Here is a 25,267-nt window from a genome sequence, read left to right on the forward strand (position 1 = left end):
CTCCCCCGCGGGCTTAATGCTTAATCAGAGACTTGAAATAGGCTTCGATTTTGGCGTTGTCGAGTTCGTCGATTCCAACCGCCCACGCTTCAGCCCAAGGCCCGGTGTCGACGTGCGACATATTTACCAGCTGAGCTCCGGTGTAACCGTCGTACAGCTCTAGCACCTTGTCCACAATCTGCCCCGATTGCTCGTCCAAGGGGACTGGGACTTCATTGGTCGCACTCACCAGTGGGTGCGACGGCGGAATCGGGTTCGAGGAGAAAACTTTTAATTTGTGATAAACGCTCGGCAAAACCGGGCCGAACTTCCACGCGGCGAAATTTTCGTCAACCAGCGGGGTGTGTCGAAGTGCGAGATGCCATCCGTGGCAGAAATAAGCGAGCTTTTGTACCGACAGATTGGTTAACAAACGGCCGCGCGCGCCCGATCGACGAATGATTTCGCCGGCGAGTTGCAGTGCTGAAACCGTCATTTCAGTTCCCCAATTAATGATCGTGCACCGCACGACCCAAATGATACTGTACATACATACAGTGCTTTTTTCAAGTTTTGGATGCCTACCACGACGGGGATCCCACATTGGTTTACGTAGGATCCCCGTCGTGGTGGACGGAGGGTAGCAGGACATCACGAAAGAGTCAATAGCCAATGCCGTGCTGGCTCGTCCACGCCTACTTTCCCAAGAGCCGTCGCGGAGCCCGGGCCCGTGCTATGTTCTCGGCGGTGGCCGAAATGCTCAGGGCTTGACGGCAAACCCTAAAGCAGAATTTGCCCGAAAAGCTAATGAAGAAAACCACAAAACTCTATCGACACTGGAACAACGGGGGACGGCTGCTATACGTTGGGGTCTCACACGACGCAATAAAGCGACTCGCGCAACACGAGGCTGACAAAGAATGGCAGTCTGAGATCGCGCGGGTGACCATTGATACGTATCCAACCCGTGAAGCCGCAGAGCAGGCCGAGCGAGAGGCTGTTCGCAACGAAAACCCTTTGCACAATCGAATATGCTTCCGGCCGAAGAATGAAATAGGGTTGCCGCAACCTCGAACCTCATATCGCGGTTTTTGGAAGAACTTATCTCAGGAAGGAAAGGCAGAGCATCTAGCTAAATTGCGGGGCTGTGGTCCAGTCCAGTCGAATTCCATTGGCAGAATGTAATCGGCGCTGAGCGCAATATCCGAAACGCTTACCGTGTGGAGACGGTAAATGAGTTGTCAGTACTCGCAAGGCCAGGCGACAGTCTCTTCATAACGGCGCTGGAGCCGCTTGGTTCAACCTGCGAAGAAATCGAAGATGCCTTGCGCTCGATATTACGGCTGGGCGTTTCGTTGTATAGAGGTCGTCGCAAGCGTGACGAAAAGCTTTGGTTCGCGCCCGATGACTTGCGCGAAGCAGAGCAGCATCGCATACAAGTCCCACCGCGGCAATTGCCTCGCTTACTTCGTGGTATGGGTCAACTACGCGAAGATTGGACACTGCCTGACGGCAATCTTATCAATGCGATTCCTCCCAACTCAACACACGCGCGATTCGATTACATCGACGCAGCAATGCGGACCAAGTATGGCACCGGATGGCGCCGCATGTTCCCTTGGCCAGCATGGCGAGATATTCCGATAGCAGTTCCGTTTCACGAGAAGGATAAAGTAAAGGCGTTAGGAGCGCGTTGGTACGTATTCGGTCGCAGATGGTATGTGCCGAAGGGAATCGACCTAAACAAGTTTGACCGATGGTTGCCTGACATCGACAAGTGGGCGCAAAAGCCGGGAAGCATTCCTCCTGTGCTGCCATATTTCTACGTTCGAAAAACTCCGCCACCTGGATGGGGTGGCCGAAACGATCTAACCGAAGGCCTCGAGGAATGAGAGCTTCTGGCACGAAGCGGAATCTGCTCCGAAAGAAGAGCCCCTCGGACTCCATGGCGTGCGAAAATGGGGCCTAGCTAAGTCTTACTCTCATTTCCCGTTTTTTAAAAAGGGGAAAAATTCTCCGCGTGCGAGGGCAGCCGGTCTAGAAAGCGCGCGCCGCCACGACTTTTCCGCCCCCCTCCGTTGCTGGGACGGCGGGCGGCCCTCGTGAGCCGAGTTCTGCGCACTTCAGCAGACGTTCGCCGCTTACGGCTGCAGCCGAATTGGACCGCCGGTTCGTCGACCTGATAGCGGACAACCTCTCAGTGATGATGCGCGATGCAGGCGTTAGTGACGCCCGGCGGATCCAGCTGGCATGAAGAGCGTGAGACGACAGCGGACGCGGAGCACCCATGAAAACGGCGTGCGCGAAGCACGCATCCGCGCCTGGTCACCGCCCCCTGGACAAACTCGCATGCTCCGGATGCTCGGAGCGCCTCCGATCTCAGCCACGATGCGTTCTGCATCTTTTGTAGCCACGATGCGCGTTGCTCTAAAGTCGCAGAGCAAATGCCCGTTATATTGCTGACCAGCGCTCAATCCGGCAAATCGATTCCACGCACGTTGGGAGCGTGCTCACTGGTATCCCTGCCGATCAGAGACGCGGCCTGATGTGCCCGCTTAGTCGTGCCTCCCGACGTACTTCACGTAGTCTCGACAATGACCGAACCTCTTTTGGGGCAACAGCATCACCAGAAACCCCGTTCTCGCCGCCACGTCGCGGTAATCGCCGCGATGATAGCGGTCGGCCTCCTCGTCGTGGTCGCTGTTGCGATGCGCGCGGCCTCTTCCCAAGACGCAGCGGAACGACGACTGCGCAGCGCACTTTTGGCATCTTCAGAGCTTGAGATGCTACTCACGCAGCATGTTGCCGCCAACACCGACTTTGTGCGCGGCATCCGGGCGGCAGGTTTCAACTCACGCGCTTGGCCCGTGCGGCGCGCAGCGGCTGTTGCCGGCGCCTACGAGAGACTGGAAGAAGACTTGGCCGACACGCCGGAAGCCGTCCGAAGCGTGAAAGAACTGCGTCGACTGAGCGCCATCTGGCCGGAACAACTGGACGCCGCAGCCCGTAGTATTGCCTTGGCAAGCAATACGTCACCTGTTGATGCGAGTTCGCTTCAAAGTGCGAACGAGACTTTCAGCTCGATCATGAGCATTCTGACGATGCTCAGAACGCGCGAGCGCAACGAGATTGCACAGATGCAACTTAACTCGCAGTCTGAACTGGCGAGACAAAAGATATTTCTGTCTGCGCTTGGGGCATCCGGCGTGCTGCTACTGGTACTGCTGCTCTACACCAGTCATCGGGCGGCGCTCGCAAGGGCGACGGCCAAGGTCACCGCGACCGAAGCCGAACGTCGCTTCAAGGAATATTTCGAAAACCATCCGGTCGCGATGCTCATTTATGACATCGACACATTCCTGATCCTGACCGCCAATGCAGCGGCACAGCGGCAATACGGTGCGTCGCTGCAGCAGCTAAGACAGACGCGAATGGATCTCCTGCGCCCCGATGAGGAGGCCGAGTCCTTTCGACGGGACCTCAAGCAATATATTGAGTCAGGCGCGCAAGGCGGATCGGGAGGGTTACGTCGACACAGGCGCGCTGACGGTAGCACGATCTTCGTGGATATATCCTTTCATCTTCTGGACTATGCGGAGCGGAAGGCCTGCTTTATTTCTGCTCGAGATGTGACGGAGCACGAACGCGCGAAAGAAGCCTTGCGCGTGCGCAGCGGCGCGTTGGAGGCATCGCGCAACGCCGTGCTCATATCGGAGAAGTCTGGCGATTCAAACATCATCACCTACGCGAACGCAGCGTTCGGGACCGTCACCGGCTTTCCCGTACGGGAGGTCATCGGTGCAGAACACTGGTCGGTGCTGGGCTGCGAGATCACCTCGCCGCAGGCGCAGTCCGTCCAGATGGCAATGCGATCAGATAGAGAAGAGTCGGCGCTTTTACGATGCCGCCGCCGCGACGGCTCGTCTTACTGGAGCCAGTTGCAGGTCGCGCCCGTGCTTGACGAATCGGGACGCCCGACCCATTGCGTGACCGTCTTCAACGATGTTTCGGAACGCGTCCGGGACCAGGAAACGTTGCGCGCTCAGGCCCAGCAGGATCCACTTACACAGTTGCCCAACAGACTTGGCCTTACTGCTCAACTCGACCCGTTGTTCACTCGTGCGCGACGCGATCACGAGCGGATCGCGCTGGTATTTCTTGATCTCGACAATTTCAAGGTCGTTAACGATTCGCTAGGCCATACAGCCGGAGATGCACTGCTGCGCGACGTTGCGCGCCGCCTTTCCCATCGCATGAGAGCACACGAGCTTGTAGCACGGTACGCGGGCGACGAGTTCGTGGTTGTGCTGTACGGGCGCGGCAACATTGATGAATTTGTAGCGGCCGCCCGAGAGATGCAGGCAGATCTGAGCGAAGACGTCCGGATCGACAACAGGCTCGTGCGCCCGCAAGCCAGTATCGGGGTAGCCGTGTTTCCCGATCACGCACAAGACCTCGAAACGTTGCTGCGCAGCGCAGATTCTGCAATGTATCGAGCGAAATCGGTTGGACCAAGCGGCCTGCAAATTTTCGACGAAGCAATCGCACGGGAATACAGCGAGCGCGCCGCCATCGCGCAGGATCTGCGAAATGCGCTCGATTCCGGAGCGCTTACTCTCGCTTATCAGCCGCGACTGTCGCTGCAAACGGGATTGGCGAATGGATTCGAAGCCCTGGTTCGCTGGAACCATCCTGCCCGCGGAGCGGTTGGTCCGGCCGTATTCGTGCCGATTGCCGAAGAAAACGGCCTCATATCGGAAATCGGAGAGTGGGTGTTGGAGCAGGCTTGCCGACAAACGAAGGTTTGGGCGCTCGAGCATCCGGAGATAGTTGTCTCGGTCAACGTGTCACCGATCCAGTTCTTGCGCTCCGACCTGCTGTCGGTTGTTACGGGAGTCATTCAGCGTACGGGGGTAGATCCACGCAATATCGAAATTGAAATAACCGAAGGTGTGCTCATGGCGCCGCAATCCGTGGCCACGCTTAGCGCTCTTCGCCAGAGGGGCCTATCAGTCGCAATCGACGACTTCGGATCAGGATATTCGAGCCTAGGGTACGTTCGCAGCTTCATGGCGGATCGGCTGAAGCTCGATATGTCGTTCGTCAAGGGTATCGGCGTATCGACCGCGGACGAGGTGATCGTGAAGACCGTCATCGCGATGGGACGCACCTTGGGCATGCGCGTCGTCGCAGAAGGCGTCGAGACGCACCGCCAGCTCGAATTCCTCATTGACAACGGTTGCGAGGAGATCCAAGGGTACTGGTACGCGCGTCCGACGGACGCAGCACGTGCCACGGCTTATCTGGACACCCCGCGTAATCTTGCACGGACAGCCAACGAAAAATACCAGTCAGCCCCGGACGCCTGACCCAGTTCTCGCTCTAGGTAGGTCTTCGACTCGAATTTCGAATTTTTTGGAATTCGGCACCAGATAATCGCGCCGCCCTTCGGCGCGCTTTCCCAGTAAACGCACGGCGACATTCAGATTTTTGCCAGAATAGACAGGATCGAATCTGGGCTCGCCGGCTTGACAAGGTGGTGATCGAATCCAGCTTCGCGCGTTCGCTGCCGGTCTTCCGGCTGACCGTATCCCGTCAATGCGATAAGGCATGTCCGGTAAGAGCCGCCAAATGCCCTGATCTGACGTGCAACCTCGTACCCACTCAAATCTGGAAGGCCCAGGTCGAGGATCACGGCCTGAGGGCGAAATGCGTGCGCGACTTCGACAGCCTCGCGCCCCGTGAAGGCGGTGCGCACCTCCATGTCACTGAGGATGATCGCCAGGGACGTCGCAGCGTCTTGGTTGTCGTCTACGACCAGCACCCGGAGAGTTCGTCCGTCTTTCTCGCTCGCGACATGGTCCGTCTTCGTCGCACACGTTGGCGGGTCTGACAGCGGCAGTTGGACTGTGAACCGGCTACCGGAGCCCGGGCCGTCGCTCTCCGCGAAGACAGTCCCGCCGTGCATCTGCACCAGCGACCGAGCGACAGCCAAGCCTATGCCCAACCCAGCTGCCTCGCCTTGCCCGCTGGGTGCAGCCTGCTCGAAAACTTCAAATAACGCAGGGATCAATTCCGAATCCATGCCGATTCCGTTGTCTTCGACGCAGATGCTGGCGATCCCCGCGTTGCACAGCATCGTCACGCGGACGTGCCCGTCGACGGTTGTATATTTGATCGCATTGTCGAGCAGATTCGACATCACCTGGGTGATACGCGTTAAGTCGCCGCGAACGTAGGCTCCAGCGCAGTCGTCCCCGATAAAGTCGACGCGATGGTGTTTTAGGGCGGCGGCGGGAGCCGTTATTTCAAGCGCCCGGCGAATGGCATCGCGAATATCGAAGACCTCCAGATGGAGCTGGATCTTACCGGTCGATATCCGTGACACGTCCAGAAGGTCGTCGATCAAATGCGAAAGATGGCTTGTCTGCCTTTCGATCACCTCTCGGATCCAGCGCAGCTCTTGCGCAGTCGAGCCGCTTTCCTTGATCAGTTGCGCAGCGGTGCGCACAGGTGCCAAGGGATTTCTGAGCTCATGCGCAAGCGTCGCGAGCAGCACGTCCTTGCGCTCATTTGCCTTGCGAAGCGTCGCATCGGCGTGCGCCCGCACAGTAACGTCAGCTAGCGTTCCGATTATTACAGACGACCCGGCTTCAGCAGACGTCAGTTGACCAGATATCTCCACCGTTCTCGGTTCACCGCTATCGACCTTTTTTATAACAAGCGTCTCCCGCAGCGGCTCTCCCGTTGAGGCTGCATGGCTGAAAGCCTCTCGTATTCTTCGAGCGTCGTTGGAATGAACCAGGCGGTCAAAAAATGCATTTCCGCTGAGCGGGCCTTTGCGAATGGGCTGCCCGGTTATCTCGTACATACGCTCGTTTTCCCACACCGCCGTGTCGCGCGCGATGTCCCATTCGAATATGCCCAGCCCCGCGGCTTGTGCCGCAACCCGTAGCCGGTCCCTCACCCGCTTTTGCTGTACAAGCGCATCCGTCGTCCGGCGCGACTGCTGTGACTGCAACTGCCAGATCGCACTGTGTATTAGTTTGCCAAAGAAGTCGTCGACAACATCGTGCGCAGCAATCTGATGGTCGCGCATACCTGAACAGGCGAAAAACTCACGCACTCGCGACTGCGTGCATCGCCGCAGGAGGTTCAGTTCGAGATAGAGTTCGTCGATCAGGTAGCCTTGGCGCCACCGGTCTGTGGCATAGGCGCGCGCGCCACGGCTTGCTCGAGCGGCCGCCCGCGCGAGGTCCTCACCTCGTAAGGTAGAACAAAGCTCCGATAGCAGACGCGGAAGCTGGACGAGCAGTTGCCGCATCCCCTCTTTGCCTGGAGTGCGAATATGCGTTTGCTGCCGCACGGCACGGACCCAACGCCGCGCTATCCGGCGCCGATGTGTCTGAAGGTCGTCAGCTACCTGGGACAAAGTAAAAAGAGCGTCCTCCATGACTCTCGTTCCATTCGCGATTTTCAATTCGTCCCACCGCTCGAAAACAGGGGGCTCTTGCCACAGCCAAGAATAGCGAGTTCGGCGCAGGCTGGCTGGCCACGACGGCGGAAAAGCGAATCCCGTACCAGCTTTGTCTCAATTTTGACGCACCCCTAGATCAGCGGCGTGTGCGCGGCGGTTCGTTATGCTGGCGCGCCGCTAGCCCGCCGCCTCCGGCCCGAAGCACCGGTGCGCGAGATTGCAATGAGGCCTTGCCGGGTGATCGATTTGCATACCGACATTGGAAAAAGTACGCGCCGCCTCGGCCGGCGGATCTTCTGGAAGAAGGATAGCCTGGTTGCAAACGCAAGCCCACGCGCGGCCGACGCAGACCGACTTGTTGCCAATGGATGCAGCCCAGTACGGCAAGATTCCGGCGATCGAGTTGAATCGCTCCCGAGCGCTGGTTTTCATCGCTTCTTGTACCCGCTGTCCTACCGACAACTAAACGCTGTCAACGCCTTGCCTTGCGACCATTCTGGAAGATCGTTGCGGGCGCCCTTTTGCTTCCGCCACCTTGATCCATCGAATTCCGAACTGTGCCTTTCGAAAAATCCACGATGAAAAGGGATTTACAGCGTCTGGTGTTTAGCGCAGTCGCAGCTTGCTCACAACCGCGGAGAATCTGCTCCGGCTTGCTGGCTCTGCCAAATCAAAAGAGGTGCGTAGGGCAATCTACTTGAAGATCAGACAGTTTTTATCAACTCGTCCCGCTGCTCTGCCCATTTGAGGAGGGCGTCCAGTGCGGGACAGAGTGCTTGTCCCCAATCAGTCAACCGGTATTCCACCTTGGGCGGCACCTGGGGATAGAGCTTTCTTGCCACGATCCCGTCCGCCTCCAGTTGCCGTAGCTGCTGAGCCAGCATCTTTTGCGAAATACCAGGGATGAGCTTCTCCAGATCAGAGAAGCGCTGCACCTTGCCATCAAACAGACGGAACAGGATGACCAGCTTCCAGCGCCCTTCCAGCAATTTAAGCACTGCTTCGACACCAACTGCGGCCGTATCGGGGGTGTATTCCTTTCCCATGGGTAGGTAACTTACTTTTCCGTGCGTTCTTGTTCAATAGTAAGTTTATAGCGAAAATTCCTGTATCGACAGTTTGCCATGAGAGGCTTTTGGCATGGGCATTTCACTACCGGATGCGATCTCCACTTTTTTCCAGGTGAGCAATGGTGCTGCGCCTTCATCGCTGCGATGCGCTTTTTCCGAAAAGGCCGTTGTCCACGATGAAGGCCAGACGTATCAGGGGCACGAAGCAATCGAAACCTGGCTGGTGCAAGCGCAGCGCAAGTATGCCTATCGGGTAGAGCCGTTGACGATCACGCAAGACGACGCTGGCGTCACTGTCGTGGCTCGATACACCGGCAACTTCCCCGGAGGTCTCGCCGACCTGAAACATGTATTCCGGCTCACCGACCACAAGATTGAATTTCTAGAGATCCACTGATGACCATGAACCTCGAACTCACGGGGAAGCGTGTGCTTGTCACGGCTGGCACCAAAGGCGTTGGCCGCGCCGTCGTCGAACTGCTCGGCGGACTCGGCGCGCGCATCCTCACGACGGCTCGTACCAAGCCGGACTTCATTACCGACGCCATGTTCGTCGAAGCCGACCTCACAACGCCGGAGGGTTGCGCGACCGTGGCACAGGCCATCGAAAGCCGGCTGGGTGGCGTGGACGCCATCATCCATGTCCTGGGTGGTTCGTCAGCGCCGGCAGGCGGTTTTGCCGCGCTGGATGAAACCGAATGGCAAAAAGAACTGAACCTCAATCTGTTTCCGGCCGTACGACTGGATCGGGCGTTGGTGCCGAAGATGATTGAACAAGGTGCGGGCGTCATTATCCACGTCACGTCCATCCAGAATCGTTTGCCCTTGCCGGAATCGACCACGGCTTATGCTGCCGCCAAGGCTGCACTGTCCACGTACAGCAAGAGCCTGTCGAAGGAAATCACGCCTAAGGGCGTGCGCGTCGTGCGAGTGTCGCCGGGCTGGGTGGAGACGGAAGCAGCAGTTGCGTTGGCAGAACGGCTTGCCAGCCAAGCCGGTACGGATTACGAAGGCGGCAAGCAGATCATCATGGACGCGCTGGGTGGCATTCCGCTCGGGCGGCCGTGCAAGCCTGCCGAAGTCGCCAACCTGATCGCCTTTTTGATCTCGCCGCGTGCGGCGGCGATCAGTGGAACAGAGTACGTGATCGACGGCGGAACCATTCCCACCGCGTAAGGTTGATGCACCGGACACCGACGCGATCCTGCGGTGCTCATCGCCCGGGCACCCTGTGGGTCTTCCAGCCGCGTCCCAACATCCGTCCTTCACGTCTACCGCCGCTCAGCATTGACGCTTAAGGCGGGCGACCCGCGATTGCCGTCGCGCTTCGAAAATACTTGTCGCATCGAGTCGCGGAGCTTCGCGCTGACATTGCGATTGCAGCTCTATGGGCTGCGTGATCCCTTGCCGGTGCGATATGTTGATCAACAACGGCAGAGCCGGGTGCACAGCTAGAACAGCGATGCCGGTTTCTCACTCCTTCCTGTTTCACCGCAATCAGTTCTGCATTTCACTTCGCTGCAACCGCGAGAGCGACGTTCTCTACATCAAGCTCGTAGTGTCTGGCCTCCGCTCCGTGATCCCCACGAGTCGAAAGCATCCTACGTTCCGATTCGTCTGGGGACATCGCGCTAAGTAGATCTCGCCGCCTCGGCTTCTGCCCGACACGGATCGCTGACTTAGCTTTTTGACCCATATCCATTCGTCGTCCTATCAACAACCAGACCCCTCCGACGACGTGCCATGCGACGATTTTGAAGGATCGCCGCTGAGGCACTCGGCTCCCGTCACCTGATCCACTGAACCCCGAAAGGTACCTCTTGAACAAGCAACGATGAAAAGGGATTTACAGCGTCTAGCGTTTAGCGCGGTCGCAGCTTGCCTCACGGTCGTCGAATCGCCGCAAGCTCTCGCGAATAACCCGGTTGTCAAGGAAATCAGAATCGAAGGACTGAGACACCTCCAGCCCGATAGATTCCTTCCAAGCTTGCCGTTGAAACCCGGCGACACGTTATCCGACGATATAGCTTCAAAATGTTTGAACGCGATGTACAACACAGGGCTGATCGCCGATGCAACAGTGGATTTCGATGGCGAAGTCGCCGTCTTCCACGTCGTCGAGAAGCCGACGATAGCGCAACTCGAGTTTTCGGGCCTGCACGCGTTGGAAAAAAACAAGCTGTCGCTCGTCTTCAAGGACGCTGGTATCGCGCTCGGACTGCCCCTGGACAAGGCGCTGTTGAATAAGGGCATGCAGACTCTGCGAAACCTGTATATCGGACGGGGCTTCCACGCGGTGAAAGTCGAACCGACGGTAACCCCGCTGGACCGCGACCGGGTCTCCGTTCTCATCACAGTGTCCGAAGGACCTGTCGCAAAAATAAGGCAGATCACATTCGTCGGAAACGAGCACTTCCAGGACAACGCGCTACGCCGCGAGATATCGCTACGCCCATCCGATTGGTCGTCCTGGTATACGAAAAACGATGTTTTCACGCGTGAGGCGCTTGCAATCGATGTCGAGCGACTCAGAGGTTTCTATCTGGATCGGGGCTTCATCGATTTTTCGATCGATTCTGTTCAAGCATCTGTCGATCACGATGGCGCAGGCGTCGACCTCACTGTTGCGTTGCATGAAGGCGCTCAGTACTTCGTCGGATCGGTCCAGCTCACGGGCGACTTGCTAGGCCGCGAGTCTGAACTCACCCCTCTAGTCGGAATTCGTCCGCGAGAACCATTCTCCTTGAGCAAGCTTAGCGCCGCACGAGCAGCCATCTGCGAGCGGCTTGGACGGTACGGCTACGGACTGGCGGATGTTCAGGTCGCCTCTCAAAGGAATCAGGACAACCGCGCGCTCGGCCTGATATTGACCGTGAATCCGGGGCAGCGGCTTCACGTACGGCGCGTGAACATCATGGGCAACACTCGAACGCGTGATGAAGTCATCCGTCGGGAAATGCTGCAACTTGAGAGCGCCTGGTTCGATCGGACTCGTGTCGCGAAATCTATCGCTCGCATCAAGCGTCTGGAGTTGTTCTCATCGGTTGAATCTCAGATCAGGGCGGTCGAAGGTTATCCCGATCAGATCGATATAGATGTAACGGTCACCGAGAAGAAGACAGGATCGGCTCGTCTAAGTGCTGCCTCATCGTCTTCCGACAAATTCTCGATCATGGCAGGCTTATCCGAAGAGAACCTGTTCGGTACGGGTCATGCCATTGGTCTTCAAGTCGACACGTCTATCGCGAACCGACAGGTTTCGGTGCGGGAATACAGCCCATACGTAACACCAGACGGCGTTAGTCGTAGTTCGGATATGTACTATAAGACGACAGCAGTGAAAGGCAAGCAAGAGGGAGGCGACGTCGACATTAGATCAATAGGTGCCGATCTCAGATTCGGCCTCCCGGTATCGGACGACGACAAGGTTTACCTCGGACTCGCATTCGAGAACGATCACTATTCTTTAGGCAAGGGCGCTGCAAAGATCTACCAGGACTATCTGGACGCCTATGGCACCACTGTCAATTCCGCGCCTTTAACCTTCGGATGGCTTCGGGACATGCGTGACGACGCACTTGTGCCGAGTGCCGGCTACATGCTTCAAGCGGACAGCGAATTGGGTACCCCATTAGGAGGCCCGTTCTATTACCGGACGGACTTGCGGGGACAATACTTCTATTCTTTCGCCAAAGGGTTCGTCCTGAGCGCCAACGTTCACCTGGGATACGGTCAGAGCCTGACCGGTGACCCGTATCCGATCGGCAAGCGCTACTACGCGGGCGGTATCGGGTCGGTAAGAGGATACGCGCCTGGCTCACTCGGACCGAAGGACCAGACGACTGGTGATCACGTTGGTGGCACGGGGCTGGTCGCAGGCAGCCTCGAAATGACCGTTCCATTGCCTGGCAGTGGCTGGGACCGAACACTACGGGTATTTTCATTTCTCGATGCGGGGAAGCTCTGGGACGAAGGCGAAACGTCTTACGTGACGGACCTACGGTATAGCTGCGGTGCGGGCGTAGAGTGGCTTTCTCCCGTCGGACCATTAAAACTCTCACTGGCGATGCCTCTTGTCCAGAACCGTGGCGATGAACCTCAATATTTTCAATTTCAGATAGGCACCTCATTTTGAAGCGTTCCGCGCGAGCATCTTCCTATGTTTTCACTGTTTGACACGTAAAAAACCTCTGCTTGGCACCGGATAATACGTGTCAGTACAAAGCAAAAAGCCGCACGCCAAGCGTGCGGCTAGCCAAGTAATGGAGATCCGGACGGCCGGGCCAGAACAGAAAAACAGGTTCCTTACGACGCAAACACCAACCTGTGAGACGACGTGATGAGACTGCGACTACGGTACTCGAATAGTAACGTATTGATCAAAAAATCGAACTCGCAGACTCGGCTGCCCGAACAGAAGCCAAAGGCTCCCTGCGATCGTGCGGTCAGAACCGGTAACCTACACCGGCACCACCACCGTACGATCCACGCGTATTTGTAGTGAACGACGCCTTCACCGTCCAGTTCTGCGTGGACGTAGAGACGCCAAGCGCAACCGCCGACTGACCATCGAACGCGCCACCCGCCAGGGAAACCATACTTTCACCGGCATATGCCTGTGGCAAGTTGGCGATCGCAATTGCGGACGCCGATCCTCCTTGGGCATCCTTGCGATCATGCTCCATATCTGCTCGCACACTGTTCACTTGAAGATCGGTATAAGCGTTTGCCTGCTGCACACCGTTCTTTACGCCATTTGCCACTACATCGTTCAATTGTTTGACGTTGACGCCATCCGTATCGGCTACCCCCTTCGCTATGTTGGTAGCGCGCTGGCCACCGCCATCGAGCGGAGCCGGTTTTGCGTCTTTATCACGCTTTCGGCCATCCGGAGACACTGGACCCGGTTGATTTTCGATCTTAGCAATACGCTCCGAAACTCCACTGATCTCATCGGTTACGCGTTTGGACAGCGCAAATAGCTGACGGCCGTTCACTGCGTCGGTACTGTCTGCTTTAAGCTGTCCGTCCGCAACATTCGTAAGCCTGACGTTCGTACCCGCGCCCAAGCCACCTAGTGTCACCGATTTAAAATCCGATCCCGGATCGTATCTCATGATGTCGTAAGCTTTTAAGAGCTTAGATACCTGATGGTCCAGGAATTCTCCAATGTCGATTCGATCATCGCCGTGTCCTTGAGTTGCGGCACTCACCGAACCACTTGTGCTGGAGGATGCGCTTCCTGGCGCAGCCGTCGCCAACATCGGCATTGCGAACAGACACGCACACAAGCCAGCCGACGCGATTTGAACAGAATTTACCGCAAATCGATTTTTCATTTCGCTTCCCAATAATTTACTTAGTGAAACGAAACGATACGAAATGGCACCTACCCTTTAAATTAGACGCGTCTACAAATTCGCTTACAAAGTCAGTTTCTTCTCGCAAGCAGCTTGATCGAGATAAAGCACGAAGGCGAAACCAGACGCAATTCATCGTGCGATTTTTCGCCCCTCGATATGACGATCGGCGAGCAGTTAGATAGATGCTGGCGCACGGCATATGAGCGATAACTGCATCGCAGCCGCCAATGGCGGCCTGCTTGAACGCCTGGAACTAGACATATTGCTCGATTATCCGACCGATATCCGTGTCCAATCGAACATCAGCACCAGCCGAGCCGGCCTGCAAAATGCGTTGTACCTCTACCTCACCGTATCGGAACACGAGCATGCAATCCTTCGGCATCCGCTCGAAGTTGAGCCGATCGACATCGAGTCGATAGTTCCGCCGAAATCGTCCCATCGGCCGTGGCTGAGCATCGGCATATGCGGAAGCCGGATCCCGATAATGAATCTGCAAGTGCCCGGCCTCGTTGATCCGGTATTTGATGCGCCCACATTCACGCGCGTCGGCAACGAGATAGAAGTTCTTTCCCGTACGATCATAAGCTACGACCATGATGAAGCCGCTTTGAGAAACGTCGTCCACATCGTCGTCGACGGATGTTGACTGCGCTCTTCCGAAGGGGTCGAAATGACGACACACATCGGCTGTGATGTTGCTTCCTATCCGGCACCATAAAGCTTGTTGCGTCTTCCCATGACCCAAGCGTCTGTTCTCGCAACCACTAAAGCGCGCAATGCTGACATGCGTGCCGTCGTAGTTCTCAATCCAGTTTCCTTTCAACACATCGACTTCAGAGGCGTGCGGCGCACACTGCGGTGGGGCCAGGCTGATCACTGTCATTTTTTGCTTACCTTGCGGAGGGCAGACGTGTCCTGTTACAGGCGGCGACAACGTCTGCTTTTGTGTATCAGAATAGATCGACGGCCATGCTATTGCCAGCCATGTCGGACAATAAGCGAGGTGCTGAAAGCCCCGCGCACCTTACCTAGAACATGTGCTTCATGCCTACGCTGACAGCGACCTGCGTGCCCTTGCCCGAAGCGTCCATGCCACTAATGGTCGCGTTCGCTCCGTTGTTCACACGTTGATAGGCGCCCTGCAGGTAAACGCTAGTGCGCTTCGACATCGAATAATCCGTTTCCATGCTGTACTGTTGCCAATTCTGTCGGGATCCCGCCACATCCGCGCGCGTGTAGGTGTACGCGCCGCCGACACCAAGTTGCGGGGTGATTTCGTACCGCAGGTTGACCTCAGCATTCTTGAAGTCGGCGCTTTTTCCGTGAAGATCGATGCCGGCCGGCTTTCCCGAAGCTTCGGGACTGATGCTGATTCCGTTCGACAGATGGGTCTGACTCAGGACGACGCCCGCGGTCACAGGTCCCACTGTGTATGCGGCGCCTGCGCCCCATGTCTGCCGTCGCCCGGCATGAAAAGGACTGTCGTGGCCAACTGCGCCGTCAGGGTTTGAGGGACCTTCAACGGTCCTGCTTTCGTTTTGCTGAAGATATGCTGCAGCAAGGCTCAAGCCACCCAGTTGATACGAAGCGCCGACGCTGTATGCGCGGTTGTCGGCGAAATGCCCTGGCTTGTTGGAGAAGCCGTACATCGCCCCGAGTTTCAAGCCATAGAGTTCCGGACTTTCATACTTGACCGAGTTATTCGTCCGGAATGAATTACTCAGATTATCGTTATCGTACGGATGGGCGAACTTATCGGCACCGTATGCACTTCCCGTCAGCGACAAAGGGGCAACGTAGTCGACCATGCTGTCCGTCTGACGCCCGATCGTTACGGTGCCCAATTCTTCGCTGCTCAAACCCGCGAACGCCTTGTTCCCGAACAAATGCGATTTTTCCTTAAGCCCGCCGTTATTGACGTCGAATGCGCTTTCGAGCGTAAAGACCGCTCTGAAGCCCTTTCCGATATCTTCATAACCGCGCAAGCCAAAGTAGCTGTCGCTCGACATGGACTGCTTCCAGCTGGACTTACCGAACTCGTTGTTCGTGAATGTACTGCCCGCGTCGAGCAGTCCATAGAAGACGACACCGCCTTTTGCATGCGCAGCACACGAAAAGGCTGTACAACAAACTGCCATACCTATAGCTATGCAGGCCTTGTCTCTACGGTGTTCCATGTTTCGCTTCCAGTTTCAAAATAACAGGAGACTGGACTGTACAAACCGGCGTTGTTAATGAATATTGGATTGGTACGAAACTGATGGAGCGATGACCTGGAACATCCAATAAAAGCTAGTTTGCTCTTAGGCTTTCCAATCCGCCTGGCTGTAACGAGCTGAGCCGCAGCCATCGTTGATGGCGCGGCGTATTTCAGATCTTCGGTCGATGCCGCTTAAAACAGCGTATTCGAACTGCGCGCCGCCATGGCTCGACTAGCCAGACACCCTTCAACAGAAGAGCGTATTTGAACGTCCAAAGAATTTTTCAGAAGCCTGCGTTTCGCACGGATCGTCCCGCACTGTTCCTCGCATGCCTCGTCGCGATGCTCCTTGCGAGCCTGAGGAATGCCCAGGACGAGCCAACCCTGCCAGACTCGCATCCTGAGCGCTGCACACAACGCCCTGTAGTCAGCGGCGATCCGATGCTTTGGGCTTCTATAGCGCCAAGTGGCGTACACATGTGATTCGTTGTCTACCATCAATACGCTTTGCAAACCAAGCGCATTCGCCATGGACTGGGTGAGGTAAATCACAAGGCTCTTCGGCCTCATGCCGTGCCACTGTTTCGTGAGAGTCCGGTAGAGGGCGCGGCCGTCTACGCATCGGTCCGGCCCCTGCACGCATCCGATCAGCAGCCGCGGCCGCTGTCGACGGCCTCCAAGCGTTGCAATCGAGAAGGTGCACGATACAAGTCTATGGCCTTTCGAATCCCGAATGGTCAAGGTCCAATCGCCTTCTTTTCCAAACCTCGATAGCATCTCAATCTGCACGTACCAGCGCTGGCCCGACGATGAAATCATGGCCAGCGGACACAATCCGTCGCGTGCCAGTTCCTCGACAACGCGGGGCGCCATCGCCCGGGATAGGTAAGCGTGCTCGACGCTGACGGCCAGTCGCTGCCATGCAGTCAGAGATCGATGAAGAAACGGCCGGTGGATACGTTCGATAAGCCAGGGGAACTGCCGCACGATCTCGGCATGACGCGATCCGAAACACACGAGCATCCACGGAATCGTAGCCTCCCACCAGATCACGCTTCTAACAAGGAATCGCAGGCGCCTCCTGCGCCATGCGGCGGAACTCTCCGGATACGCGAGGGATGCCCCTCTTATGCAAAGAGCGAGCGTAGTGATGATTTTTCTATGTGTGAAGCGCATGACGAATTTGGCCGCCCTAGTCAACTGTTTCAGTTCATCCATGCCCGTGCCGGCGATGCAGATCGAAGACACGGACGGCAGGGAAACGACAGCACGAGTCGTCGCGGCTCTTTGCCTGACGATCGCGTGACGAAGCGGCTTAAGGTTATTTCACAGCGAGACCGTGTCTCAATCAGACCTGTCTGATTGTTTGTCTAATTCGTTCCAGCACGGTCTAGTGACGAGAGCAGTAGCCCGTACATGTCCTGGCACATGGAGGACGCATGCGCGCGGAAATGCCGCGCAACGGCAGAAGTGCGACGAACGTTCAGGCACAACGATCAAGGGAGCGACGTGTGCATCTGCGTGGCGAGCAGAATCCAGGTCATCAATCGGTGATTCGAAGTATCGGATGGTCGTACAGATAAAATGGAAAATGATTTCTGGCGTCATGGCAGATTGGCACCGATGCGTCCCTGGTGGCTCACTGATCGCCCGGTCGTTGCCCGACCGGGCGCGGTCCGTCGCGTCAGCCATGCGGTGCACTGTGCTCTTCCTTCTTTAGCTGCAATCGACCCGTCCAGATAACTTGACGCGGCGAATTACCCAAGCACACTCACGCGCGCGGTGAGGATCCACCGGATGCCCGGCACGCAAGCGGCAATGCAGTGCGAAGCTGCGTGCGGTTTAGCCTTGCGTGTGTGATCGCTACGGGCGATGCCTGTGCGGGTCGAGCGGTATTGGCGGGATAACGCCCCTGATATCTCATGCCTTTGCACGATTCAGGATAGCCATGCATTCAGCCGGCGTTACATGTGTAGGCGGGGCCATTGCCATGCAGCGGTCAATGGCGACGCGCCGGTCCTGCAAGGAGGACACGGCGCAAAAAGCGGTGCGCGTGCCCTCAGGCAGAAATCGTGTTGCGACAGATACAACAACTATCATCGGCATCCATGCAGGCCTCCGGTGAGATCAGTAAATAGGCGGCTGCACTCGCGGCGCAAGCTGCTTTTATTTGCAAGCCAGATGGCTCACGGCGTTGGCGGACAAACTCTCCTGGACTCGATAGCAAAGACAGCCTTTACCCGACGCGACGGCTTCTTTTCTTCCTGACAACCGTCTCCACGCAGCGGGCGCCGCTTTGGATCGACTTGCTTTTTCGAACCATGCCCGGTCGCGCGGTCCCTGGTAACGATAGCGGGGTTTCGCTCGCTTGCCGAAGCGCTTTGAATTCTCGGCTGCACGCCCGCTGTCGCCGGCTGCACGGGAACGACTAGCAAGGCTGCACCGCATAGCGCCGCGGCGGTGCATACAGCGAATACGTTTTTCATGATCATGGATACCCGATGTTTGTGCCTTGGTATTTGTCGCACGTTGGTAACAGCAATTCGTTTGTAGCCGCACACACGCGACCCGCACTATTGCACCGCTTGACTATCTTTCTCCGCGCACTTGCCTAAGCCAGGATGCCGCACCGGCGCCCAATAACTGGCTGTATATCGTCGAGTTGTGACGGGAACCTTCTGAAAGGTCGTCATCCGATCGCACCGCGCGCTAGCCGGTCCATCCGGCAGCGCCGACGTCACATCCGATGGCGTCTGTTTGCCAGGCGGACCAATCGGCGTTCCCAATAGCGTATGTGCTCTCAGCGCTGGAAGCCTTGCACACTGCTGCTGCTCTTGCGCCGTCTGCGGGTACTCGATCACGACAGTTGCGGGCTCCACCTTGTCCGTTATTTTCGTTACTACGACCACTGCCGCACCGATCTTCTCTCCCTGTATTTTTGCCTGCGCTAGAAAATTCCCCTCCCCGGTCGTCGCGAAAGATGACGTGCCGATGAGCGCATACCCTTTCGAAATTAATGAACGCTCCCTCTCCTGTGCTTCGCTCGCGTTTTGCGCCTCGATTACTTCGCAACTTTGCGTCGCCGGCTGTGCGACGTGCAGTTGTATCGGCACATAGTTTTCCTCGAAAGGATTTGCGCATCCATGGCACCCGGCCGCAAGAATTACGATTGCCGTTGATCTGATGTGTTTCCGAAAAACGCGGTACGGCACTGTCTTATCCTCCCTGGCACGACAGGCAAAACGAGAGGAACCCATCCTGAAATGCCAGCCGGAAGAGTTCGGCGTCGTTGCACACTCCGAGCTTGACCATGCCTCTCATCTTGTGCGCGCTGATGGTCTGCTTGGATCTGTGCAACGCCCGTGCTATCTCGCAAACGGTCTTCCCTGAGACGAAATGCGCCAGGATCTCGCTTTCTCGCGGCGTCAGCGCCCGTTCAGGGTCGCTCAGGCATGCGGCGTTACCGCTTTTTCGCAACAGAGACGGGGAGAAATAGTGCGCATTAAAGTGGGCCGCCTTGATTGCGTCTGCCAGATGCCCGACGGTATCGATCCGATGCAACACAGCGGCAATTCCGAGTCGAGTCATCGTTGCGAGCTGCGCCGGATTTTCGATACAAGCATGGGCCACGATTCCCAGTCTGGGGTACCGGTTCTGGATAACGGGAATCACGGAGCGACATGGGCCCGACCTGATCTGAATGGCGTAAGGATCCGTCACCAGAACGTCGCATCCCTTCTTTTCAGCAAGGGCTAGCACCTCTTCGCTGTCGTGTGCGGTACCAATGAGTTCCACATTTTCGCAGCCGCTCAGCACCTGTTCGATTCCGACCGTCACGATAGGGTGACTGTCTGCCGCAATAACCTTGATCATCATGCTTGCTCCGAATTTGACTGCCATTAGCGCGAGATGACCAATGCGCAAAGCGAGCGGCCACAGACGGGTATAGCGAGGCAACCGGCGTTAAGGTATTGCAAATATGCGTATTTCCTCAATTGGACAAGTCCGATTCTTTCACGCTCCGATGGGATGTTTTTGTCGGACACCGTAGTCAATCAGCGTCTTCGAATGCTTCCCTTCTTTTCTTTATTGAGGACTACAACGGACCTTATTGGACGAATCATGTCCGACATAGATGCTGTCTTGTTGACCCTGCGGTTGGGATTGACACACACTGTAAACAGGGTTCGCGGCGTCCCCCCCTATCCCAAGCCCGGTGGGCACGAGAGCTTGGACTTCTCTCAGGTCACACGGATGCAGTACATACCATCAAGCTGCGCCGCCTGTCGCCTCATGAGGATGTAAGTGAGGCGGCCCCGCCCTCTACGACCCGTGCCTCGCTGATCCGAAAAAGAGCAGCGTTACCCATCCCGGCCGCCCCCCGCTGTTGACCTCAAATGTACCGGGGCGGCATTTCGTCACAGCTAACGTGAGTGCCTGACTTATGAGTCGCCAGGAAAGTATCAAGGAGATCCTCAAAATTGCGATCATTCTTCTCGTAACGACTGCGATGTCAGCGGCGGCAGTTGCTGCCGCGCAGTTCGCATTGGAGGTCGACCGAACGCACCTCTACCTTGATGAATCGTTGCCGGAGGACACGGTCGTCGTGCGAAACAAGTCTAATTCGCCGCTATTTCTCCGGTCGTCTGTTCAAGGATCTGGAGGCGCATCGCCGGCACCGGTCGTTGTGCGGCCTTTAGGTGCGTCGATCAGTCCTGGCGACACGGCGGTTATTCACGTTCGTTTGACGGATCCGGTGGGAGAAGAGGAGTCTTTGTTCCAACTGCAGCTGGAATGGCAGTTATCGTCGGATTCGGGTACGTCGAGGGCGCCTCGGCAACTTAACGTTCCCCTGCTGGTGCATCCAATGTCACTGCCGCGTCAGGTCAATCCGTGGTTGTATATCCGTTTCCGCATGACAGTGGACGGCCGCCTTTACGTCGACAATACCGGTCCTTACGTTCTACCGGTCTCGCCGCTGCTCGAGTTCGCGCCCGAAAAGCGTGCGTTTGGCCTTCCCAAGGCACTATTGCTCCCTCACGAGTCGGTATTCGTATCCGGCGTTTTCCCAAACTTGAAGTCCAACGCGGTGTCGATAACGCCGACAGACCTTTCCGGCAAGCTGCTGCCTAAAATTGAATTGCCCCTTGAGCGAGGCAGCTAGTTCCGATCCCATCCGATGATTTGCGTAGACATACGTTTCTTTTCGCGGTTACCACAGTTACAGCAGTTACGCCGGCCGCAAAGCCTTATGGAGTAAGGCTTTGGCAGTTACGGCCTACCGTAACTGCGCGATTGCGTAACCGCGCCGAACGCGGTTACGCAACACGGCACTCAGGAACTGGACCACATGGCGGAAGTGAAGACATACACTTTCGTCGGTCCCTTGCCGGGCAGTCGCTCCGTTCGCTGAGCCCAGCCGTTACTGGCGGGCTTGAGCCACCCTGCCTCTATCAGCGTTTTCGCGGCAAGCTTGGGGTCTTGACCCGGGCAGATTTCCCGCTTGAACACTTCAGGAAATAACAGGTACTCAACGCCTGACTCGGTCGAACGCCTGTAGCCTGCGCGGTTCAGCGTCGGGCGGTCACCGTTATCCTGCAGGTCGGTGAACCGGGCCTCTTCATGCGATTCGAAAAACGCCTTGACGGAAGACAACAGAGCGGCGTTTTCGATGTTGCCGGCACCGCCCCGCCCGCTCATCCACTCGCGAAAGCACGTAGCCGATGCAGATTTGGCCTCGCCCGGATTCCACCCCGTGATCCCTCTTTCGGTCGCATGCTCGCCCGCAAGCGCAATGAGGGCGAAGCGCTGGCACACCCGATGTGCCTGGCCGCTCGCATCTGCTGGAAGATGTTCGTCGAGAAATCGCTCCGTTCCCCGCTTTAGCAGGTTGGCCATGCTGGCCGACTCACCCGTCAGTATCTTGAGATACTCGACGGCCGCGACACCGTAGCTGCGTGCGCAGCCCTCATTGACGACCGAGGAAAATTGCGCGCCGCCCGACGTCCCGTGCAGGTTTTCGAAAAGTCCCATTCCCTTGCCCGCATCGGCCGGCAACTCGACCAGCCGGACCTCCTGACCCGCCTTCGCACGCTTTCCTCCCGCCTGCATGTGTTGCGCAAGGCCGATTTCTCCCGCTGACAGGAAGAGTAGCCGCCAGGTCTGTCGGGGTCGCGCGGTCCCGCTGCGGCCAGCCCGCGCTTTTCCGCTGCCGTTGGCAAGCATGTAAGCGATTTCGCCTGCTTCACGTGGATCAACCTGCGCGAGCTCGTCAAGTACCAGCAACGTGTCGTTATGGAGTGCAGCGAGCGCTTCGAGCCCGTTCGATGTCGCGCGCCAGCGCTGCATATAGTCGGGACCGCCGAAAACGCTACATGCCGCGCGAAGCGCCGTCGTCTTTCCGGTCGACGATTCTCCTACCAGATTGATACCGCCGGATTCCTGACCAGAATGGACGAGTAGCATTCCCGCGAATGCCGCGGACACGGCGAGCACCAGCCGGGAGTTGCCGGTGCAATAGCGCGCCACGTCGTTTTTCCAGTCATCGATCGTTCCTGCTTGCGAGTAGGTGTGCAGCACCGCCTCCGATTGGAAGATCACCCTTTCGGCTGAATCGCCGACCGTCCGGTCAGGGAAAACGAATGCACCGTTATGCCAGCCTGTGCGCGTGACACATCGGGCACGCGCCTTGGGCTTGGCTGTCGTGACGTACTCGGTCAACTTGTTACGCGCTCGCGCTCCGGGAGCGATATCAAGGCCCAGTCGGGCGAGTTCGCCTCTCATATCAGCGCCGTCTGAACGAAGCATTTCCATGGGCATGCCCCATACGTGTGGGTGATCGTCTGCGTCTGCCCACTCGAGCAGGCGCCCCCAGTTTTCCGAAGCGCGGTCGCGCACGAGCGCGCTCACCCGCAGCGGTGAGCAGATCCAGCGCCGCTCGCCTTCGTCGTCCAGATAGAAGACGCCTTCCCCAGTCACGCTGAACCCTCGCGGCACGCAGCCATTGCTGGCCACGCCCGGGTGCTCGCCAGGCTGATTAACCGGTACCGACATGGGGGGCGCGGCACGTGCGATCTGACGGGATACCTCATCGGCGCCGAACCGCACATGGATGTCGTTAAAGTCCGATTCGCCCTGCGCGCGCTCGCTGCCGAAATCAGGCAGTGCGAGCATGCCCCCAACGGCAACCGCAGCCTCGACCGCCTTGGACTGCCCGTTACCCAGATCGGCGAGGATCACCAGATGCGCGTCGGGGTACGCACGCCCCATCGCCCGAGCGAGCGCGGGCAAGTTGCCGGCCGAAAGGGCAGCGACGGCCGGATCGCCAGTGCAAGCGTGCGCCGAGAGCATCGTTGCAACGCCCTCACCGATGAGAATCCGGTCGTTGCTGCGTGCAGGCTTTGCTGCAATCCACCCGCCCCCTGACTTCTCTCCTCGTGCGAGCGCACATTTACGGCCTGTCTCATCGATCATCTCGACGCTCGTAACGGCCCCATCGATTTCCACCGGTGCAATCAGAATGCGACCTGTGAGCGCTTCCCCGCCTGCGCGGGGCGTGTATCCGATCACGGCCGACAGCGTTTCGAGCGGCAGTTCCCGGAGCTGCGCAATCGCCGCAACTCCCTTCCGAATCAGATACGGGTGGTCGCTGGTGGCCGGTGCCGACGTATCGATGATGCGGGCAGCGAGAATCGCGGCGCGCTTTCGTTCCATCAGTCGCCGATTAGCCTCATTGCGCGCGCGTGTCTCGCGCTCGTCATGGCGTTGCACGAGACCCGCGCTCGAATCGTGCGTCCGGATGCCCGGACCCGAGTAGCCATGCTTCCTGGCAATCGCGATGAGAGTTTTAATGGTGATTCCGCCATCTGCGCGCAAAGAACGCCACGTATCACGCGCGTCCGCCTCGATGTAACGGTCACTGCGTCTACTCCAGGTATCGAACACTTTGAAGCCCTCCTCTCCAAGTGCGTGCTTGATGGCCGCGGCGATACGAAACCATGTGTCTCGATCGATGTCGGCCGGAATGAACGACAACACATCCCCGATTTGCTGAGAATTCCCCGCGACCGTGTTCATTGCACGCCTCCATCACCGAGACCGGCACGCAAAAGCACTGCAATAAAGGCTGCCGAGTCGCCGATCACGCGCGTCGCTTCATCCGCAAGCGCGCAGATGCCTTCGAGATCGTCGCCGCGGTACATCTTGGTCTCCAGGATGTCGCCCTTAGCGAACCCACCCGCCCGAGCGGCACTTAGCACCGCATCAAGAATGTGGCGTGAATGCTGCCGAATCTCGGGCTCGACATCCTCGGCCTGATACCAGATGAAGCCGGCTATAGCGACCAGATGGGCGGGACTGACGTAATGCCCGTCACCAAGGTACACACCGCGATCCTGGTTTCTTTTCATGTGCCGCTCCTTGAGGAGTACTTATCGGCATCGACACAACAAGACGAACCTTTGTGCTCACCGACCACATCGAGAAGGCGTCGGCTCAACTTGTTGAGGCCATTTGTCGCATCAGCCATCTCTTCGAGATGCGTTTGGCTCGCTTGCGAAGCAAGTTCAGCGAAACCGTGCGTCAATTGGCCGCAGTTCATAGCCGCGACGATATCGTCAAGTAGCTTGCGCGCCGCCTTCGCAGCGTCGGCGGCTCGCGTCAACTGTTGCACGATCTCGTCTGCGATCTGACGAAGAGCCAATTTCTCGGCCGCCCTCCCTGGCCCGGATTCGACTGCGCACCATTCAGTCGAATCCGAAGCAGCGTCGGCGACTTGCCTCGAAAGATCGATCAGCAGGCCGACCACTCCGTGGATGGGAATGGCGTCGTCCAGTCGGTCGACGGGTAGAGCCGACGAAAGCGTTTGGAGGACGTCGTGGATCTGCCACGCCTTCGCGGGAATCTGCGGTTGACTAATCATTCATTACCTCCGGACAGACAAGCTCAGCGAGACGACGAAGTGCGTCGCCGGCGATGTCGAGCGCGTCGGCATCCGTCGGCGCGGGTGCAGCGTCGCGTAACGCACGATTGACAATTTCGATTGGGGATTGCGTTTGCTCAGGACGAGCGAGGACTTGGCGCATGGTGCGACCTCCTTGGGTTAATGAGCACCCGATCCCCAACGCCAATTGGGGTGGCCGGGCACATGGCAGAGTTGGCGTACCGGAACCCAAGG

Annotated in this window: 19 protein-coding genes; 6 read left to right on the forward strand and 13 right to left on the reverse strand. The window is 57.5% G+C overall.

From position 1 onward, the window contains the following. Nucleotides 1-13 precede the first annotated feature (13 nt). On the reverse strand, nucleotides 14-475 hold the full coding sequence (locus G3N95_RS37095) for a type II toxin-antitoxin system antitoxin SocA domain-containing protein (protein ID WP_205975050.1): 462 nt from the start codon (nucleotides 473-475) through the stop codon (nucleotides 14-16). 742 nt (nucleotides 476-1,217) lie between these two features. Here G3N95_RS37095 and G3N95_RS37100 point away from each other — a divergent pair. Next, complete coding sequence (locus G3N95_RS37100) at nucleotides 1,218-1,871, forward strand: DUF5710 domain-containing protein (RefSeq protein WP_205975051.1); 654 nt, start codon at nucleotides 1,218-1,220, stop codon at nucleotides 1,869-1,871. A gap of 702 nt (nucleotides 1,872-2,573) precedes the next feature. Continuing rightward, a complete protein-coding gene (locus tag G3N95_RS37105; RefSeq protein WP_205975052.1) occupies nucleotides 2,574-5,348 on the forward strand; it encodes an EAL domain-containing protein in 2,775 nt (924 codons plus the stop codon). A gap of 113 nt (nucleotides 5,349-5,461) precedes the next feature. Here the strand turns inward: G3N95_RS37105 and G3N95_RS37110 are convergent, their stop codons facing one another. Together G3N95_RS37110 and G3N95_RS37115 are read right to left on the reverse strand one after the other, a co-directional pair. Continuing rightward, nucleotides 5,462-7,432, reverse strand: a complete 1,971-nt coding sequence (locus G3N95_RS37110; RefSeq protein WP_205975053.1) for an ATP-binding protein — start codon at nucleotides 7,430-7,432, stop codon at nucleotides 5,462-5,464. Nucleotides 7,433-8,160: 728 nt separating this feature from the next. After that, a complete protein-coding gene (locus G3N95_RS37115) occupies nucleotides 8,161-8,502 on the reverse strand; it encodes a helix-turn-helix domain-containing protein (RefSeq protein WP_205975054.1) in 342 nt (113 codons plus the stop codon). 94 nt (nucleotides 8,503-8,596) lie between these two features. Between G3N95_RS37115 and G3N95_RS37120 the strand changes: the two genes are divergently transcribed. The 3 genes from G3N95_RS37120 (at nucleotide 8,597) to bamA (ending at nucleotide 12,661) form a co-directional block, all read left to right on the forward strand. Then, nucleotides 8,597-8,923, forward strand: coding sequence for a nuclear transport factor 2 family protein (locus tag G3N95_RS37120; protein WP_205975055.1), 327 nt, complete (start codon nucleotides 8,597-8,599; stop codon nucleotides 8,921-8,923). Further along, nucleotides 8,923-9,702: an SDR family oxidoreductase gene (locus G3N95_RS37125; protein ID WP_205975056.1), complete on the forward strand. Its 780-nt coding sequence runs from the start codon at nucleotides 8,923-8,925 to the stop codon at nucleotides 9,700-9,702. The genes G3N95_RS37120 and G3N95_RS37125 overlap by 1 nt, the downstream gene beginning before the upstream one ends. A gap of 658 nt (nucleotides 9,703-10,360) precedes the next feature. After that, nucleotides 10,361-12,661 carry an outer membrane protein assembly factor BamA gene (bamA, locus tag G3N95_RS37130; protein WP_205975057.1) on the forward strand — a complete coding sequence of 767 codons (2,301 nt, stop codon included), beginning with the start codon at nucleotides 10,361-10,363 and terminating at the stop codon, nucleotides 12,659-12,661. A gap of 310 nt (nucleotides 12,662-12,971) precedes the next feature. On the opposite strand, the gene G3N95_RS40780 is transcribed toward bamA, so the two are convergent. The 6 genes from G3N95_RS40780 to G3N95_RS37160 form a co-directional block, all read right to left on the reverse strand. Beyond that, complete coding sequence (locus G3N95_RS40780) at nucleotides 12,972-13,865, reverse strand: YadA-like family protein (protein ID WP_241019166.1); 894 nt, start codon at nucleotides 13,863-13,865, stop codon at nucleotides 12,972-12,974. 277 nt (nucleotides 13,866-14,142) lie between these two features. Further along, on the reverse strand, nucleotides 14,143-14,775 hold the full coding sequence (locus G3N95_RS37140; RefSeq protein WP_205975058.1) for a hypothetical protein: 633 nt from the start codon (nucleotides 14,773-14,775) through the stop codon (nucleotides 14,143-14,145). Between the two features lie 145 nt (nucleotides 14,776-14,920). Next, a complete protein-coding gene (locus G3N95_RS37145) occupies nucleotides 14,921-16,030 on the reverse strand; it encodes a porin (protein WP_205975078.1) in 1,110 nt (369 codons plus the stop codon). Between the two features lie 254 nt (nucleotides 16,031-16,284). Next, complete coding sequence (locus G3N95_RS37150; protein ID WP_205975059.1) at nucleotides 16,285-17,310, reverse strand: DUF535 family protein; 1,026 nt, start codon at nucleotides 17,308-17,310, stop codon at nucleotides 16,285-16,287. A 1,355-nt stretch (nucleotides 17,311-18,665) separates the two neighbouring features. Continuing rightward, nucleotides 18,666-19,205 (reverse strand): hypothetical protein, encoded by a 540-nt coding sequence (locus G3N95_RS37155; RefSeq protein ID WP_205975060.1) that lies wholly within the window; start codon nucleotides 19,203-19,205, stop codon nucleotides 18,666-18,668. Between the two features lie 103 nt (nucleotides 19,206-19,308). Beyond that, entirely contained in the window at nucleotides 19,309-19,968 is a 660-nt protein-coding gene (locus G3N95_RS37160) for a response regulator transcription factor (RefSeq protein ID WP_205975061.1), read from the reverse strand. 568 nt (nucleotides 19,969-20,536) lie between these two features. Here G3N95_RS37160 and G3N95_RS37165 point away from each other — a divergent pair. Further along, a complete protein-coding gene (locus tag G3N95_RS37165; protein WP_205975062.1) occupies nucleotides 20,537-21,256 on the forward strand; it encodes a fimbria/pilus periplasmic chaperone in 720 nt (239 codons plus the stop codon). A 170-nt stretch (nucleotides 21,257-21,426) separates the two neighbouring features. Here G3N95_RS37165 and G3N95_RS37170 read toward each other — a convergent pair whose 3' ends face one another. The 4 genes from G3N95_RS37170 to G3N95_RS37185 are packed head-to-tail and all read right to left on the reverse strand — an operon-like array spanning nucleotide 21,427 to nucleotide 25,175. Then, nucleotides 21,427-24,168, reverse strand: coding sequence for a DUF927 domain-containing protein (locus tag G3N95_RS37170; RefSeq protein ID WP_205975063.1), 2,742 nt, complete (start codon nucleotides 24,166-24,168; stop codon nucleotides 21,427-21,429). Next, nucleotides 24,165-24,500, reverse strand: coding sequence for a hypothetical protein (locus G3N95_RS37175; protein WP_205975064.1), 336 nt, complete (start codon nucleotides 24,498-24,500; stop codon nucleotides 24,165-24,167). Before G3N95_RS37175 ends, G3N95_RS37170 begins: the two co-directional genes overlap by 4 nt. Further along, nucleotides 24,497-25,012 (reverse strand): hypothetical protein, encoded by a 516-nt coding sequence (locus G3N95_RS37180; RefSeq protein ID WP_205975065.1) that lies wholly within the window; start codon nucleotides 25,010-25,012, stop codon nucleotides 24,497-24,499. The genes G3N95_RS37175 and G3N95_RS37180 overlap by 4 nt, the downstream gene beginning before the upstream one ends. Beyond that, nucleotides 25,005-25,175 (reverse strand): hypothetical protein, encoded by a 171-nt coding sequence (locus G3N95_RS37185; RefSeq protein WP_205975066.1) that lies wholly within the window; start codon nucleotides 25,173-25,175, stop codon nucleotides 25,005-25,007. Before G3N95_RS37185 ends, G3N95_RS37180 begins: the two co-directional genes overlap by 8 nt. Nucleotides 25,176-25,267: the final 92 nt, after the last annotated feature.

The organism is Paraburkholderia sp. Tr-20389 (genome assembly GCF_017104565.1).
In the GTDB taxonomy this organism is placed as follows: Bacteria; Pseudomonadota; Gammaproteobacteria; order Burkholderiales; family Burkholderiaceae; genus Paraburkholderia.

Excerpts from the sequence above, each read along its gene's own strand:
- G3N95_RS37095 (WP_205975050.1), bottom strand. The coding sequence starts at position 475 with ATGACGGTTTCAGCACTGCAACTCGCCGGCGAAATCATTCGTCGATCG.
- G3N95_RS37105 (WP_205975052.1), top strand. The coding sequence starts at position 2,574 with ATGACCGAACCTCTTTTGGGGCAACAGCATCACCAGAAACCCCGTTCT.
- G3N95_RS37110 (WP_205975053.1), bottom strand. The coding sequence starts at position 7,432 with ATGGAGGACGCTCTTTTTACTTTGTCCCAGGTAGCTGACGACCTTCAG.
- G3N95_RS37115 (WP_205975054.1), bottom strand. The coding sequence starts at position 8,502 with ATGGGAAAGGAATACACCCCCGATACGGCCGCAGTTGGTGTCGAAGCA.
- G3N95_RS37120 (WP_205975055.1), top strand. The coding sequence starts at position 8,597 with ATGGGCATTTCACTACCGGATGCGATCTCCACTTTTTTCCAGGTGAGC.
- G3N95_RS37125 (WP_205975056.1), top strand. The coding sequence starts at position 8,923 with ATGACCATGAACCTCGAACTCACGGGGAAGCGTGTGCTTGTCACGGCT.
- bamA (WP_205975057.1), top strand. The coding sequence starts at position 10,361 with ATGAAAAGGGATTTACAGCGTCTAGCGTTTAGCGCGGTCGCAGCTTGC.
- G3N95_RS40780 (WP_241019166.1), bottom strand. The coding sequence starts at position 13,865 with ATGAAAAATCGATTTGCGGTAAATTCTGTTCAAATCGCGTCGGCTGGC.
- G3N95_RS37140 (WP_205975058.1), bottom strand. The coding sequence starts at position 14,775 with ATGACAGTGATCAGCCTGGCCCCACCGCAGTGTGCGCCGCACGCCTCT.
- G3N95_RS37145 (WP_205975078.1), bottom strand. The coding sequence starts at position 16,030 with ATGGCAGTTTGTTGTACAGCCTTTTCGTGTGCTGCGCATGCAAAAGGC.
- G3N95_RS37150 (WP_205975059.1), bottom strand. The coding sequence starts at position 17,310 with ATGGATGAACTGAAACAGTTGACTAGGGCGGCCAAATTCGTCATGCGC.
- G3N95_RS37160 (WP_205975061.1), bottom strand. The coding sequence starts at position 19,968 with ATGATGATCAAGGTTATTGCGGCAGACAGTCACCCTATCGTGACGGTC.
- G3N95_RS37165 (WP_205975062.1), top strand. The coding sequence starts at position 20,537 with ATGAGTCGCCAGGAAAGTATCAAGGAGATCCTCAAAATTGCGATCATT.
- G3N95_RS37170 (WP_205975063.1), bottom strand. The coding sequence starts at position 24,168 with ATGAACACGGTCGCGGGGAATTCTCAGCAAATCGGGGATGTGTTGTCG.
- G3N95_RS37175 (WP_205975064.1), bottom strand. The coding sequence starts at position 24,500 with ATGAAAAGAAACCAGGATCGCGGTGTGTACCTTGGTGACGGGCATTAC.
- G3N95_RS37180 (WP_205975065.1), bottom strand. The coding sequence starts at position 25,012 with ATGATTAGTCAACCGCAGATTCCCGCGAAGGCGTGGCAGATCCACGAC.
- G3N95_RS37185 (WP_205975066.1), bottom strand. The coding sequence starts at position 25,175 with ATGCGCCAAGTCCTCGCTCGTCCTGAGCAAACGCAATCCCCAATCGAA.